The sequence below is a fragment of the Lysinibacillus sp. NPDC098008 genome, from assembly GCF_044760715.1.
GTDB lineage: Bacteria > Bacillota > Bacilli > Bacillales_A > Planococcaceae > Lysinibacillus.
In genome coordinates this window covers 62,015-77,742 of record NZ_JBIWBA010000002.1, presented here as the reverse complement: position 1 = coordinate 77,742, position 15,728 = coordinate 62,015, and the positions used below count along the sequence as shown (strand labels likewise).

Sequence of the window (15,728 nt, the reverse complement as noted above, 5' to 3'; positions counted from 1 at the left end):
AAAACAATGATTGAGTATAAAAGAAGTTGCTTTCAATAACATTGTCAAGAGAAAAGGGTGAGTTGTATGTTTAATAAACTGTTACGAGAAAACACAATTGTTGCTGGCGTATTAACAGTTATTCGTATTTACTTAGGATGGCATTGGCTAACAGCAGGGTGGGGAAAGGTAGTCAATGATTTTGATGCAACTGGCTTTTTGATAAATGCGGTGGAAAATCCCGTAACAAGTGGTAGCAGTGGCGAATTAATGTATCCGTTATATGTAAAATTTATTGAGGCATTTGCTGTACCTAATGCACAGCTTATTAATATTTTAATTCCTTGGGGAGAGGTTTTAGTAGGGCTAGGGCTGATTCTTGGCTGTTTAACAACATATGCAGCATTTTTCGGCATGGTTATGAACTTTGCATTTTTACTAGCAGGCACAATATCCAGTAATCCTTGGGATATTTTATTAGCTATCTTTATTGCAGCTGCAGGCTATAATGCAGGTAAATTTGGACTAGACCGCTTCGTGATACCATTATTTAGAGAAGAACTAAAAATAGCAAATATAAATGACACTTCAACAAAAGCTATCTCTAAAAATACATAGCATAGCTCAACTCAAACCCCTCTGTCAAAATAATGACAGGGGGATTTTTATCGTGTATAGGATTTTTAAGCGTGGATGCCCCTTGCTCTTACTGTTTTGCAAGACGCTAAAATCAAATTATTGAGGCAGGTTGTATTTGCACTCCCAATGTGCAACAGTAAAATATATGCATCACTATAAATATTCTTTGGACGATTAAGTGAGTATCCGTGGTATAATGATAGTATTGGATAAATTTGCACTTGAAAAATAATGGAGTAAAAAAGGTTATTGCTAGGGTAAAAATGTTTTCGATAAAATGTCGAAATAAATCTTAAATAAATTGGCAATAACTGAATTTAACTGTATGATTAGTTTATAAAATATTTTTTAGCATAGAACAAGCATTTTTGGTACACTTACTATTAGTACATACAGACGAAGTAAGTGTTTTATAATAGAGAGGGGTTCATTAAATGAACGAAAAGAAAGTCTATTCCTACGAATGGGCTGGCCGTCCACTTGTTATTGAAGTTGGACAGTTAGCAAAACAAGCAAATGGAGCCGTATTAGTCCGTTATGGCGATACTTCTGTACTTGCTACAGCAACAATGTCAAAATCACCAAAACCACTTGATTTCTTCCCATTAACAGTTAACTATGAAGAACGTCTATATGCTGCAGGTAAAATTCCTGGCGGCTTTATTAAACGTGAAGGACGCCCTTCTGAAAAGGCAATTTTAGCAAGCCGCTTAATTGACCGTCCAATTCGCCCGATGTTCCCAGATGGCTTCCGTAATGAAGTACAAGTCATTTCGATGGTCATGTCAAATGACCCTAATTGTACTTCTGAAATGGCAGCAATGGTTGGTTCATCATTAGCATTAGCAATTTCAGATATTCCATTTAACGGGCCAATAGCAGGTGTACAAGTTGGCTATATTGATGGGGAGTTTATTGTAAACCCAACAGTGGAGCAATCTAACCAATCAACAATTCACTTATCTGTAGCAGGTAACAAAGATGCGATTAACATGGTTGAGGCTGGTGCGCTTGAAGTGCCAGAAGAAACAATGTTAGAGGCAATTATGTTTGGTCATGAGGAAATTAAAAAAATCATTGCCTTCCAAGAGCAAATTGCAGCAGAGGTAGGTAAAGAAAAGCTACCAGTGACATTATTTGAAATTGATGAAGCGATTCAAGCAGATATAAAAGCAGTTTGTGAAGCGGATATGCATGATGCAATTCAAACGGCTGAGAAGCATGCACGTGATGAGGCGATTCAAGCAGTAAAAGATCGTGTGGTTGCTTCCTATGAAGAGCAAGAAGCAGACGAAGAAACAATGAAGCAAGTGTATACGATTCTCGATAAGATGGTAAAAGACGAGGTACGTCGTCAAATTACAGAGGACAAAATTCGTCCTGATGGTCGTAAGCTCGATGAAATTCGACCACTTTCATCTGAAACTGGCTTATTACAACGTACGCATGGTTCGGCACTATTTACACGTGGACAAACACAAGCATTATCAATTTGTACACTAGGGGCACTTGGTGATGTACAAATTATTGATGGTTTAGGTGTAGAAGAATCAAAACGCTTTATGCACCATTATAACTTCCCGCAATTTTCTGTAGGGGAAACAGGCCCAATCCGTGGACCAGGTCGTCGTGAAATTGGTCACGGTGCTTTAGGTGAGCGTGCGCTTGAAGCGGTTATTCCAGATGAATCTGAGTTCCCATATACAATCCGCTGTGTATCAGAGGTATTGGAATCAAACGGTTCTACATCTCAGGCTTCCATCTGTGCATCAACATTAGCGATGATGGATGCAGGTGTTCCATTAAAAGCACCAGTAGCAGGTATCGCAATGGGTCTTATTAAAAAAGGTGAGCATTACTCCATTTTAACGGATATTCAAGGAATGGAAGACCATTTAGGTGATATGGACTTTAAAGTTGCCGGTACAGCTAAAGGTGTAACAGCTCTACAAATGGATATTAAAATTGATGGGTTATCTCGCAATATTTTAGAAGAAGCACTAACACAGGCTAAAGTAGGACGTATGCATATTTTAGAGTCAATGCTTGCAACACTATCAGAACCACGTCAAAAATTATCTGAGTTTGCGCCAAAAATCGTTATTGTAAAAATTAATCCAGATAAAATCCGCGATGTAATCGGACCTGGCGGTAAACAAATTAATAAAATTATTGAAGAAACAGGCGTAAAGATAGATACAGAACAAGATGGTACAATCTATATTTCTTCTGCTGATGAAGCAATGAATGCACGCGCAAAACAAATTATTGAAGATATTGTACGTGAAGCAAAAGAAGGCGAATACTACCTAGCAACAGTGAAGCGTATTGAAAAATTCGGTGCGTTTTGTGAAATCTTCCCAGGCAAAGATGGCTTGCTACACATTTCTGAAATCCAAGAGGAACGTACAAAGCAAGTTGAGGATGTTTTAAAGCTTGGTGATGAATTACTTGTCAAAGTGATTGAAATTGATAAGCAAGGTCGTGTGAATTTATCTCGTAAAGTAGTTGTACAAGAGGAAAAAGAGCGCGCTGCACAAGGCAAATAATAATAATGGAAAGGCTGCGTATAGTGCGCAGTCTTTTTCAATCCTATAAAATACTTATGTTTACAAGAAAGAGAGAAAGATAGAAGTGGGGGAGATTTTTTGGTTCAAGTACATACATGCCCAAATGGTGTGCGAATTGTGTCGGAGCAAATTGATTATGTAAGGTCTGTAGCTTTAGGTATTTTTGTCAATGCAGGCTCTCGCTATGAGCTGCCTGAAGAGAATGGTATTACACATTTTATTGAACATATGCTGTTTAAAGGAACAGCAACTCGCTCAGCACGGCAAATTGCAGAAGAGTTTGATCGAATTGGCGGAGAGCTTAATGCTTTTACCTCGAAAGAAAATACATGTTATTATGCCAAGGTTTTAGACCATCATGCAGAGCTTGCGATGACGATATTAGCAGATATGTTTTTTAACTCTACATTTGCCGAAGAAGAATTGGAAAAAGAGCGACAAGTTGTATTAGAGGAAATATTAATGAGCGAAGATGCCCCTGATGACGATGTGCATGAAAAGCTATGGAGCGTGATGTATCCAAATGATGCACTTGGTCGTCCAATTTTAGGTACAGCTGCTACATTAAAAACATTTACAGCAGCAACAATACGACAGTATATGGCAAAGCATTATGGTCCTGAGTCTGTTGTTATTTCTGTTGCAGGCAATATCTCACCACAGCTTCTTGCAACGATTGAACAGCTCTTTGGGCACTACAAGCCTTCACCGCTTGCTATTGAGCCAGTATTAACATATCCGACGTTTCATGCAGGGGAAATTATGAAAATACGTGATACAGAGCAAGCACACCTAGCGATTTCCTATCCAGCAATTGGTGTAAAGGACCCTGACATGTATAGCTTTATTGCGCTAAATAGCATTATCGGTGGTAATATGAGCTCACGACTGTTTCAAGAGGTGCGTGAGGAACGAGGGCTAGCCTATTCTATTTTTTCCTATCAATCATGTTATGCCGATGTAGGTGCTTTTACGATTTATGGTAGTACGAGTCGACAGCAATTAGCACAGCTTCAGCATACCATTGATGCCACTTTACTAGATATTGTAGCAGGTGGTGTTACAGAGGAGGAGCTTGATAATGCAAAAGAGCAGCTTAAAGGCAGCTTTGTCCTTGGCTTAGAGGGGACAGGTGCTCGTATGAATCGCAATGGAACAAGTGAACTTGTCCATCGCAAGCATCGAACTGTAGACGAGGTTCTTAAATCGATAGATGCCGTATCGATGGAGTCAGTGGATCGGCTGATTGCTAAAATTTTAAAAGCAGAACCAGCTATCTCAATCATAGGTCCTAGCGAATAAAGATATTTTAATAAGATAGCATTTGTTCAAGCTATTATTAGATAGGAGATTGGCATTTATTTTCAATGTGGATAAGTGACAACAGCCCTCCATAAAACCTTTACCCAAAAGGTAACACTTTATTAAACTGGCGAGGAAGGTACTTGATTCCCGGGGATAGCGAGACATGTCACCCTCTCTAAATGGAGAGGTAGCGAAGGAAGCCGCTCTGCACATGCTCATAGGAAAGCAAGTAGCCTGCAATGAAATCCATTTCCTTTTAATTGACTGTTTTGCTATTCAACACAATTAAAAATAGGCTGCCAAATAAGGCAGCCTATTTTTTGATGAATATTTAGCTTTAGCAAATTTCCTTTGCCAAATATAAATAAAGACATTTGTGAAACACAAGAAAAGTGATGAGGATACTAACCAGTGTTGGTATGAATAAGATAATTAAATTTGCAGCTACTAGTGATAAATAATAATGAATAACAAAATTTAGCAGAATGATAAGCACAATAGCTGTAAGCATTCTAACCGTTCTCATTCTCTCTGTTTCATCAAGATGCTGAATATAAAATTGACTACAGATAAGTAAAGAGGCGCTACTTATATAAGCAAAGTACATAGCAAGATGCTCGATAAAATTTTCAGATGCATCAGGTTGTGTGAAATACATAGGCGCAAGGATAGTAAAGAGCAATGCAATAAGGCCATAGCAAAATAAAAAATCGGATTGCAATTGTGTTTTCTTTAATAGAGGTAGCGTATTGACATACATTGTCCACTTTACTTGACGGTCGCCTTTATATAAATTATCTACGATGTTGGCAGAAATAACGACAACAAATAATCCGATAGAAGGACTATCTACAAAAGGTAAATGTACAAAATGAAGAAGTAAACATATCGTCATTGTAAAAAGAATAGTCCATTTTTGTACGACAATTCTTTGTAACAACAGTGCTCGCATGAGATCCCTCCTAAAACTCTTTTCTTTTATAAATAGCAGTAGAAACTAGAGAGGCAGAGCAGTATTAGCCCGCCCAAAGGTGCTAAATAGACGTATTGCTTTAAATATAGAAACGTTTGAGTCATATCAGGGATATATTCTTTAAATATCCCCGTTAAGAAACCAGGGATAAAACAAAACGCAATGAGGACTATTCTTCCTTTAATAGAGCCAAATTTAATATAGATAGGTAGTAATACGGCTAATAAACAGAGCGCCGATGTTATGATCAAATTAAACGTTAGGAAAAATTCTAAAGTGATGTCGTTTTTGGTAAAAAAATTGATAAAAAATAGGATAGGTAATGCCATAACAAGTCCGAAAATCATTAACATCACACTAAGTATATATTTACTAAAAACGATATCTGCTTTAGAAATTGGTAAAGTATTAGCGTATTTATCCCACTTACTTTGTTCATCGTAGCTAAGCGCAGTTATCGCTTGTATCGTAACAATAAAAACAATAACAGCTAGAAGCATTGCGCTTTGCTGCATAAAAATAGCCATCATAAGAAGAAATATAAGAACAAATGCTTGTGCTTTCATTTGTCGTTGAATGGTCATTAAATCTTTTAGGATAAGTCCTACCATATTTAAACACTACCTTTCACGAAAAATAGCATGATATCTTCTATAGAAGGCCTTTCAAGTCTGAAAGCCTCATTTACTTCATTTTTCAGAACTAATGCTTCTATTCCAAACGCACCAGGACGGGTTCTTAGAATAGCATGCTCTGGCAAGTCGTTTACTTCCTCACTGTTACCTTTGAAAATACCATATTCATATAATAGAGCATCTTTACTCTCGCTCAATAAAATCTCACCATTATGAATTAACGTAATATAGTCAGCAATTTTTTCTAAATCGCTTGTAATATGCGAAGAAAATAAAATGCTGTGCGTTTCATCCTGCATAAATGCTAAAAATAAATCCAGAATTTCATCCCGAATAATAGGGTCTAATCCACTTGTTGGCTCATCTAAAATCAATAATTTTGGATGATGTGCCAATGCTAAGGCAATTGATAGCTTCATCCTCATTCCTCGTGATAGTTCCTTTATCTTCTTCCTCTTTGGCACCTTAAATTGAGCTAATCTTTCAAAATAATAGTCTGAATCCCATGTTTGAAATACTTTTCTCATGATTTTGTCGAGTTGCGTCGCATTTAGCGTTTCTGGTACATGTAAATCGTCAAATACAACGCCGATGTCGTTTTTTATCGATAGTTCGTTTTCGACATGATCTTTGCCAAATAGCAAAATTTCGCCATATTCTTTTTTTATTAAATTCAGCATGCATTTTATCGTTGTTGATTTGCCAGCCCCGTTTTCTCCAACAAAACCCATTACCGTGCCTTGAGGGACGGAAAAACTTATATCTTTAAGAAAAAAGCCTTCAAAGCCCTTATGTAGATCATGAATTTCAATGGCATTCATATTACTTATCCTCCTCTAACATTAAAGATAGTAGTTCTTGTAATTCTTCACTAGAAAGTCCAGCGGTTTTCGCTATTTTTGCTGCCTTTTGCAAATGCCCCTCTACTTGCCGTAATAGCTCCTCACGTAGAAAGTCTTGATTTCGTTCTGTGACAAAGCTCCCTTTACCAGCGACAGTTTCAATGAAACCATCTCGCTCTAAATCAGCATAGGCACGTTTAGTGGTCATCACACTTATTTTTAAATCCTTTGCTAAAGCGCGGATAGACGGTAGTGCATCACCAGCCTGTAATTTATTAGCTAAAATAGCCTCTTTGAGCTGTATGGTGATTTGCTCATAAATAGGTTTTTCACTCGCATTACTTAAATGGATATGCACAAATCATCACCTCTTATAACTGTATATATACACTATATACAGAAGGCGATGGAAATGCAACATATTCGTACTTTAGGTAGGGGTCACGATTTGCAAAAAGTCCGCATATATTGAGGTAACGGCTCAAGGAGGGAGATGAGGCATGCTACTATCTGAGATGGTGGATAAGGAGTTAATTCAAATTGAGGGTGGCGTACATTTTGGCATCCTGGCACATACAGAATGCCTATTAGATGTGCAAACAGGAAAAATACATGGTTTTGAAATTGTGAAAGATAAACTACCATTCCAAAAAAAGAAAATGAAAGTTAGTGAAATGATACCTTGGCACGAAATTATTTTAATTGGTGAAGATCGTATTTTATTTAATAAGACATCTACAGTACAGTCAGAATATTTACAGTGAGGTGAGCTTTTGGAAAACGAAAAATGGCTTGTTATCGGTGAGGACTCCCGATTAAAGGAACTAGCTACAATGCTAAGAAGTCCATCGAGAACAGTATTTTATAAAAGAACAACCGTATGGAACGAAGAGTTAAATAAACTTGTTTTAGAATTCCAGCCTAATAAAATCGTATTACCTATTCTTCCATTAAAAATAGAAGTTGAGCAGCTCTATGGTATATCACAAGTGAAATTTTATACAGGACGTTTAACTATGCATTGGAAGCAATTACTAGCAAAAAATAAATCAATTTGCTATTTGCAGCAAGAATCATTTATTTGGCAGAATGCGCGGTTAACAGCGGAGGGATTTATCGCCACGTTTTACGGACTCGAGCAAAAATGTATTTACGGACAAAATTTTACAATCGCAGGCTTTGGACGCATCGCCAAAATGCTCGCCTCTTTACTTGTTAAAATGGGAGCCGATGTGCATATTGTTGCACGCTCTGTTGTGCAAATAAGTGAAGCAAAAGCATATGGCTATAAAGCAACAAACATAGATGACCGCCAATGGTCGATTCATAATAGTATTTTTATTAATACCATTCCAGCTAAATGGATTACAGAGTCCTTTAAGGAGCATGTTCCAGCCGTTTTATATGATTTAGCATCAGAGCCAGGCTGTTTAGATATAGATGCCGAACAACTGCAAACGTATGTACTATTACCATCATTGCCTGGGAAATACTTTGCACATGATGCTGCTAAAATATTGTGCAAAGCGATAGAGGAGGAAGAAAATTGTTAACGGGAAAACGAATTGGGCTAGGTATTACAGCCTCCCATTGTACGTATGAAGATGTTATACCTAAAATTCAAAATTTTATTGATGTAGGAGCAAGCGTTATTCCCATTATTACACACTCCGTTTTACATGCTGCTACACGCTTTGGTACTGGAGAGGAATGGGTGGCAAAAATAGAGGCATTAACAGGAGAAAAGGTCGTTTCCTCTATCAAAGAGGCAGAGCCATTTGGACCATCCAATCCATTAGATGCAATGGTCATTGCACCAATGACAGGAAATAGCATTAGTAAATTTGCCAATGCAGCAACAGATAGCCCTGTATTAATGGCTGCAAAAGCAACATTACGTAATGGCTCACCTGTTGTATTAGGCATTTCAACAAATGATGCTCTTGGGTTAAATGGCATTAATATTATGAAATTATTAAATGCCAAAAATATTTATTTTATCCCATTTGGTCAGGATGCCCCACACTCCAAACCGAATTCATTAATTGCTGATTTTGACCAAATGGTAGCAACTGTTCATGCAGCAATTACGCAAAAAAAGCAATTACAGCCACTCTTGATACAATATTTTAAATAAATTATAGATTACACACAATTTTCAGTATTTTTATGATACAATAGCACACATTATGGAACTTGTATTCAAGGAGAGATGATAGATGACAAAGCAGTTAACAGTTGCTGTTGTTGGAGCAACAGGGGCAGTAGGCTCAAAAATGATGGAGCAATTAATTAAACGTAAATTTCCAATAGGGACAATTAAATTTTTAGCTTCTGCACGTTCAGCAGGCAAACCAATCGAATTTAATGGTCAAACATATACAATTGAAGAAGCGACACCTGAAGCTTTTGAAGGCGTCAATGTCGCTTTATTCTCAGCAGGTGGTTCCGTATCAGCTGCACTTGCACCAGAGGCAGCTAAGCGTGGGGCAGTTGTGATTGATAATACGAGTCATTTCCGTATGGACCCAGAAGTACCGCTTGTTGTACCTGAAGTGAACCGTGGCGACCTTGCCAAACATAAAGGCATTATCGCTAATCCAAACTGTTCAACAATTCAAATGGTAGCTGCACTTGAACCAATTCGCGCTGCATTTGGTTTAACAAAAGTACTTGTTTCAACATATCAAGCTGTTTCAGGTGCAGGTATTTCTGCTATTCAAGAATTAAAAACACAAAGTGCTAATTGGGAAGCTGGCAAGAATGTAGAAGCAAGTATTTTACCAGCTGCTAGTGATCAACGCCATTACCCAATCGCTCGTAATGTCATCCCACAAATCGATAAATTCACAGATAACGGATTTACATACGAAGAAATGAAAATGATTAATGAAACAAAAAAAATTATGCATGCACCAGAACTAAATGTAGCTGCTACTTGTGTTCGTGTGCCAGTTGTTTCAGGTCACTCTGAATCTGTTTATATTGAAGTAGAAAAAGACGCATCAGTGCAAGATATTTTTGACGTACTACGTCATGCACCAGGAATAGTATTGCAGGATGATATTGCAACACAAACTTACCCAATGCCAATTTATGCAGAAGGGGAGGACGCTACTTTTGTAGGACGTATCCGTCAAGATTTAGATAACAGCAAAGGATTCCATTTATGGATTGTTTCCGACAATTTATTAAAAGGTGCTGCATTAAACTCTATCCAAATTGCAGAAGCAATGCTTGAGGATAACTTACTATAAGAGGGGTGTAAGGATGAATTTAGGTCGAATTGGAACGGCTATGATTACGCCGTTTAAAGATGATGGCACAATTAATTACCCAGAATTAGAACGCATTATTAATCATTTAATTGACAATGGTACAGATTGTATCGTTGCTTGTGGTACGACCTCTGAAAACCCAACAATGTCAACTGAAGAAAAAATCGAGGTTGTACGTTTTACTGTAGAGAAAGTAGCAGGTCGAGTACCTGTTATTGCAGGGACAGGAGATAATGAAACAGCTTATTCCATTATGATGACACATAAGGCAGAGGAAAATGGTGCAGATGGTATTATGCTTGTAGCACCATATTACAATAAGCCAAATCAACGAGGTATTTATGCCCACTTTGAAACAATTGCTAAGCAAACAAATTTACCTGTGATGCTTTATAATGTTCCTGGGCGCACAGGTGTGAATGTTGCCTATGAAACTTCTGTTGCCTTAAGTAAGATTCCTAATATTGCTTGGATTAAGGAAGCAAGTGGCAATTTAGATCAGATGGGCGACATTATTGAAAATGTTGATCCTGCTGATGATTTCTTAGTGTATAGCGGAGATGATGGTTTAACATTACCGCTGATGGCGATTGGCGGCGCTGGTGTTATTTCAGTAGCAGCCCATGTTGTTGGCAATGATATGCAGTTAATGATTAAAGCGTTTGAAGAAGGCAATCATGAGCTAGCAGCCAAAATTCATCGAGCATTATTACCTCTAGTACGTGCGCTGTTTGCTCAACCAAACCCATCGCCAATTAAATATGCGATGACAAAGTTAGGCTTTGATACGCTCAATGTTCGTCTGCCAATGATGGAAATGACAGATGAAGAAAAGGCAAACTTTGACCGCATTTGGGATACGTATCAAGAAAAAGCGAAAAATTTTAGATAACCCACGCAATAAGGCTAGTAGAAAAATCAGCTTATAACGCTGATTTTCTGCTAGCTTTTTATATATAGAAGGCTGACCTAGCAACAGGTTTGGAAAAGTGAACGAATTCAGCTTTTAACAAAGGGCATTGAGAAGCTCAATGTCTTTTGTTATTCAATCAATGAACTTTACATAATGAAAATAAGCACAAGCTTATAACAGTGATGCGAAACTTTAAAGTTGATGCCTGTCAATCTGTGTTTTTCCAGCTACCAGCAATCAAAATTAACAGGAAAATCTATTTTCACTGTGAAACATGTATTTTTAATTTGTGCAAAAGCTGTGCAAACCGTATAATAAATGTTAAGTGGTTGCTGTTCGGGATATTTTTAGGAGGAAATAAATTGACAAAAAAGAAAAATGAATTAATTCGCATCATCCCTCTTGGAGGCGTAGGCGAAATTGGGAAAGCCATGTACGTAGTAGAAATTGATGAAGAGCTATTTGTGGTGGATAGCGGTTTAATGTTCCCAGAAGACGAAATGCTTGGGATTGATATCGTAATTCCTGATATTGCGTATTTGGAAGAAAATAAAGAGCGTGTAAAAGGTATTTTCTTAACACATGGTCATGAAGATGCAATTGGCTCTATTGCCTATGTATTACAAAAAATAAAGGCTCCTGTGTACGGATCGAAACTAACAATTGCTTTAGCAAAGGAACATTTAAAAGAATTGCCTGCACCACATCAGGTCAAGTTTTTTGAAGTAACAAACCGCAGTCGTATGAATTTTAACTCAACGTATGTAACATTCTTCCACACAACACATAGTATTCCCGATTCGTTAGGGGTAGTGTTCCATACATCTGAAGGCGCGATTGTTCATACAGGAGAGTTTAAATTCGATCAATCAGCGACAGGTAAATTTAAACCAGATTTAGCGAAAATGGCACAATTAGGGGAGGACGGCGTTTTTATTTTATTATCTGAGTCGTGTGAAGCAGAGCGACCAGGTTATACGACATCGGAGATTGTGATTGAAGAACAATTATCAAAAACATTCCACTCAGCACCAGGTCGTATTTTAGTAGCTGTCTATGCATCCAACTTTATTCGTATTCAACAAGTATTTGCCCAAGCACAGAAATCATTCCGTAAAGTAGTGATTGTTGGTAAACCTTTAGAAAAAGCTGTAGATTTAGGTGTGCAGCTTGGTTATTTAACGGTTGATGAGGAAACAATTATTCCGATTTCGGAAATGCAGAAATACCAAGATGATGAAATTATTATTATTACAACGGGTAATAGAGGAGAGCCACTGGATGCGTTAGAAAAAATCGTCCGCAAGCATCACCGTGATATTAAAATTAAGCAGGGCGATACAGTATTGATTACATTTACACCTTCTCCAAATATGGAGGTGCAAATGGCTAATACAATGAATGCTCTCTCAAAAGCAGGCGCTGAAATTTTAACTTCCAGCAAAAATGTCCATGTATCAGGACATGGTAGTCAGGAAGATTTAAAGCTAATGCTTAACTTAATGCAACCGAAGTATTTTATTCCTGTTCAAGGTGAGTACCGTATGTTAATTGCTCACTCTAAGCTAGCACAGCAGCTAGGCATGCATAAATCCCAAATATTTATCGCCGATAAAGGGGATATTGTTGAATATAAAAATAATAAAATGCGTATGAGCGGTCGTGTACAAGCTGGCAATGTTTTAATTGATGGGATTGGTGTAGGCGATGTAGGCAATATTGTGCTACGTGATCGTAAGCTATTATCACAAGATGGTATTTTTATTGTCGTTGTGACATTAAACCGAGCGCAAAAGAAAATTGCATCTGGTCCAGAAATCTTATCACGCGGCTTTGTTTATGTGCGTGAATCAGAAGAATTAATGGTTGAGGCTTCAGATATTGCTAAAAATGTTATTGAAAAATATGTTGGCAAAGATACATTCGAGTGGACAAATATTAAGCAAGAAATTCGAGATACATTAAATACGTATTTATTCCAAAAAACAAAGCGTCGTCCAATGATTATCCCAATTATTATGGAGTATTAATGTAGATAATCATCACAGCTTTGCAAAAAAGGATTTTCTCCCAATTACGGTGGAAAATCCTTTTTTTGAAATCAAGAAGTTCTACATGTTATGATTGGTTGCATATATAAAGTGAACCTGCAATCGGTGGAAATCTTCCAGCTTGTACCTGATGCTACGCTTTTGGTACAAAAAAGAGTGTGAATACGGAGTAAAATGGATTGCAAAAGAAGGTGAAATAGGTGGCAGTAAGGAAGAAAAAAACAACGAAAAGTAAGGCAACAACTGAAAAAAAAGAAATGCATCCGCTTATGTATGAAATTCTAGGTGTACTCTTTATTGCGTTAGCCATCATCATGATTTTTGAGTATGGTGTGATTGGACGTACACTACAAACAATAGCTATGTTTTTTTTAGGAAATTTACACTTCGCTGTGCCATTTATGCTTATCTTTATTGCGCTATTATTGATGATTGGCCGTAAAAAGGTAGGCATAAAGGATCGTTTAATAATGGGGCTAGTGCTGATTATTATGAGCTTAACAATTTTTAGTCATGGCATATTATTTGAGCAATTGTCAAAATCAGGTGGTTTATTATCTGATTCTGTTTTACGTGAATCATGGCGAATTTTAATAAGTACAGATGGTATTATTCATCGTAGTGATGCTTTAGGTGGAGGTATGATTGGTGCATTGCTCTATAGTGGGCTACACGTATTATTTGATGCATCAGGCGCAAAAGTAGTAGCATGGGTTATTTTCTTTATTGGCTTAATTCTTGTAACAGGCAAAGCATTAGTACCTTATTTAGCAGAGAAAATGCCTGATTTATTTGGAAAATGGAAAAAGAAGCGCCATGAAAAGAAGAAAAATATACCTAAAAAGCCAAGCAATCGACGCTCAAGAGTAGAAAATACGGATGAAATAGCAGCGGTGGAGCAGGATGCTGATATACCAGTATATGAAGAAGAAGAGCCCGCTCATGAGCCAATTATTTCTGCTTTTACACAAAATGTATCACATGAAAGTGATGGGTTTGATGTGACACATACGGTGGAAAATGAACTAGAAGAAGCGGTGGAGGATGTTCATATCCAAGGTACAGATGCTGTAGAAAATGCAGATTATCAACTGCCATCCTATCATTTATTACAATTACCACCACAGCATGACCAAAGTGGGGAATATTCGGTTATCCAAGCAAATGCTAAAAAGCTTGAACAAACATTACAAAGCTTTGGCGTCAAGGCAAAGGTGACTCAGGTGCATTTAGGGCCAGCTGTGACAAAATATGAAATTTTACCTGATATTGGTGTGAAAGTAAGCAAAATCGTTAATCTGCAGGATGATCTTGCGCTAGCGCTTGCTGCAAAAGATATTCGGATGGAAGCGCCAATACCCGGAAAATCTGCGATTGGCATTGAAGTACCAAATAGTGAGGTAGCGATTGTGACATTGCGTGAAGTATTAGAGTCAAAGGATGGTGCAAAGCCAGAAGCTTTATTGCAAGTTGCATTTGGGCGTGACATTACGGGACAAGCTGTGTTAGCAGAGTTAAATAAAATGCCACATTTACTTGTAGCAGGTTCGACAGGTAGCGGGAAAAGTGTCTGTATTAATGGCATTATTGTATCGATATTAATGCGTACAAAGCCACATGAAGTGAAATTAATGATGATTGATCCAAAAATGGTAGAGTTAAATGTTTATAATGGCATTCCACATTTATTAGCGCCTGTTGTAACAGATGCACGCAAAGCTTCGCAAGCCTTGAAAAAGGTAGTTTCTGAGATGGAACGTCGCTATGATCTATTTTCACATACAGGTACGCGAAATATTGAAGGCTATAATGCACATGTTCAAAGAATGAATGACCGAACAGATGAAAAGCATCCAAAGCTACCATATATTGTTGTGATTGTGGATGAGCTAGCAGATTTAATGATGGTGGCGTCCAATGATGTGGAGGATTCCATTACACGCTTAGCACAAATGGCGCGGGCAGCAGGCATTCATTTGATTATTGCAACGCAAAGACCAAGTGTAGATGTGTTAACAGGTGTTATTAAGGCAAATATTCCTTCAAGAATTGCCTTTGCTGTATCCTCCGCAATTGACTCCAGAACGATTTTAGATATGGGTGGAGCAGAGCGTTTACTTGGTCGTGGTGATATGCTGTTTTTACCTGCTGGTGCCTCCAAGCCAAAGCGAGTACAGGGTGCTTTTTTATCCGACCAAGAGGTTGAATCAGTCGTTAATTTTGTTATAGAACAGCAAAAGGCACAGTATCAGGAGGAAATGATTCCTACTGAGGAGGAAACCATTTTAGAGGAAACAGACGAATTATATGATGAAGCTGTACAATTAGTCGTTAATATGCAAACAGCCTCTGTTTCAATGCTTCAGCGCCGCTTCCGTATAGGCTATTCAAGGGCTGCACGCATTGTCGATCAAATGGAGCAGCGTGGGGTTGTTGGGCCACCAGAGGGCAGTAAGCCTCGCCAAGTGCTTATCCATCAATATGAAAGCTAAACAAAAAATAGGCTATAAATAATGGGGCGTTTTGTCTGGTTGTCCAATTAT

Annotated in this window: 14 protein-coding genes; 10 read left to right on the top strand and 4 right to left on the bottom strand. The window is 37.8% G+C overall.

Features of this window, described 5'->3' with window-relative positions:
- The first annotated feature begins 66 nt into the window (after nucleotides 1–66).
- The 3 genes from ACIQVU_RS02765 (at nucleotide 67) to ACIQVU_RS02755 (ending at nucleotide 4,490) form a co-directional block, all read left to right on the top strand.
- Nucleotides 67–597, top strand: coding sequence for a DoxX family protein (locus ACIQVU_RS02765; RefSeq protein ID WP_340804784.1), 531 nt, complete (start codon nucleotides 67–69; stop codon nucleotides 595–597).
- Between the two features lie 455 nt (nucleotides 598–1,052).
- A complete protein-coding gene (gene pnp / locus ACIQVU_RS02760; protein WP_340804786.1) occupies nucleotides 1,053–3,167 on the top strand; it encodes a polyribonucleotide nucleotidyltransferase in 2,115 nt (704 codons plus the stop codon).
- Nucleotides 3,168–3,266: 99 nt separating this feature from the next.
- On the top strand, nucleotides 3,267–4,490 hold the full coding sequence (locus ACIQVU_RS02755; RefSeq protein WP_340804788.1) for a M16 family metallopeptidase: 1,224 nt from the start codon (nucleotides 3,267–3,269) through the stop codon (nucleotides 4,488–4,490).
- A 340-nt stretch (nucleotides 4,491–4,830) separates the two neighbouring features.
- On the opposite strand, the gene ACIQVU_RS02750 is transcribed toward ACIQVU_RS02755, so the two are convergent.
- The 4 genes from ACIQVU_RS02750 to ACIQVU_RS02735 are packed head-to-tail and all read right to left on the bottom strand — an operon-like array spanning nucleotide 4,831 to nucleotide 7,301.
- Nucleotides 4,831–5,445, bottom strand: coding sequence for an ABC-2 transporter permease (locus ACIQVU_RS02750; protein WP_340804790.1), 615 nt, complete (start codon nucleotides 5,443–5,445; stop codon nucleotides 4,831–4,833).
- 26 nt (nucleotides 5,446–5,471) lie between these two features.
- Nucleotides 5,472–6,077, bottom strand: a complete 606-nt coding sequence (locus tag ACIQVU_RS02745) for an ABC-2 transporter permease (protein ID WP_402893754.1) — start codon at nucleotides 6,075–6,077, stop codon at nucleotides 5,472–5,474.
- A 2-nt stretch (nucleotides 6,078–6,079) separates the two neighbouring features.
- A complete protein-coding gene (locus tag ACIQVU_RS02740) occupies nucleotides 6,080–6,922 on the bottom strand; it encodes an ABC transporter ATP-binding protein (protein ID WP_340804793.1) in 843 nt (280 codons plus the stop codon).
- A gap of 1 nt (nucleotide 6,923) precedes the next feature.
- The gene (locus tag ACIQVU_RS02735; protein ID WP_004224968.1) at nucleotides 6,924–7,301 is read right to left on the bottom strand and encodes a GntR family transcriptional regulator; all 378 of its coding nucleotides are present in this window, start codon (nucleotides 7,299–7,301) and stop codon (nucleotides 6,924–6,926) included.
- Nucleotides 7,302–7,443: 142 nt separating this feature from the next.
- Between ACIQVU_RS02735 and ACIQVU_RS02730 the strand changes: the two genes are divergently transcribed.
- The 7 genes from ACIQVU_RS02730 (at nucleotide 7,444) to ACIQVU_RS02700 (ending at nucleotide 15,677) form a co-directional block, all read left to right on the top strand.
- Nucleotides 7,444–7,707: a YlmC/YmxH family sporulation protein gene (locus ACIQVU_RS02730; RefSeq protein ID WP_004224966.1), complete on the top strand. Its 264-nt coding sequence runs from the start codon at nucleotides 7,444–7,446 to the stop codon at nucleotides 7,705–7,707.
- Nucleotides 7,708–7,716: 9 nt separating this feature from the next.
- Entirely contained in the window at nucleotides 7,717–8,496 is a 780-nt protein-coding gene (locus tag ACIQVU_RS02725) for a dipicolinate synthase (RefSeq protein ID WP_402893750.1), read from the top strand.
- Nucleotides 8,490–9,080, top strand: coding sequence for a dipicolinate synthase subunit B (locus ACIQVU_RS02720; RefSeq protein ID WP_340804797.1), 591 nt, complete (start codon nucleotides 8,490–8,492; stop codon nucleotides 9,078–9,080). Before ACIQVU_RS02725 ends, ACIQVU_RS02720 begins: the two co-directional genes overlap by 7 nt.
- A gap of 82 nt (nucleotides 9,081–9,162) precedes the next feature.
- Complete coding sequence (locus ACIQVU_RS02715) at nucleotides 9,163–10,200, top strand: aspartate-semialdehyde dehydrogenase (protein ID WP_340804798.1); 1,038 nt, start codon at nucleotides 9,163–9,165, stop codon at nucleotides 10,198–10,200.
- A gap of 13 nt (nucleotides 10,201–10,213) precedes the next feature.
- Nucleotides 10,214–11,113, top strand: coding sequence for a 4-hydroxy-tetrahydrodipicolinate synthase (gene dapA / locus ACIQVU_RS02710; protein ID WP_340804799.1), 900 nt, complete (start codon nucleotides 10,214–10,216; stop codon nucleotides 11,111–11,113).
- 383 nt (nucleotides 11,114–11,496) lie between these two features.
- Nucleotides 11,497–13,164, top strand: coding sequence for a ribonuclease J (locus ACIQVU_RS02705; RefSeq protein WP_340804801.1), 1,668 nt, complete (start codon nucleotides 11,497–11,499; stop codon nucleotides 13,162–13,164).
- Between the two features lie 221 nt (nucleotides 13,165–13,385).
- A complete protein-coding gene (locus ACIQVU_RS02700; protein WP_402893745.1) occupies nucleotides 13,386–15,677 on the top strand; it encodes an FtsK/SpoIIIE family DNA translocase in 2,292 nt (763 codons plus the stop codon).
- Nucleotides 15,678–15,728 lie beyond the last annotated feature (51 nt).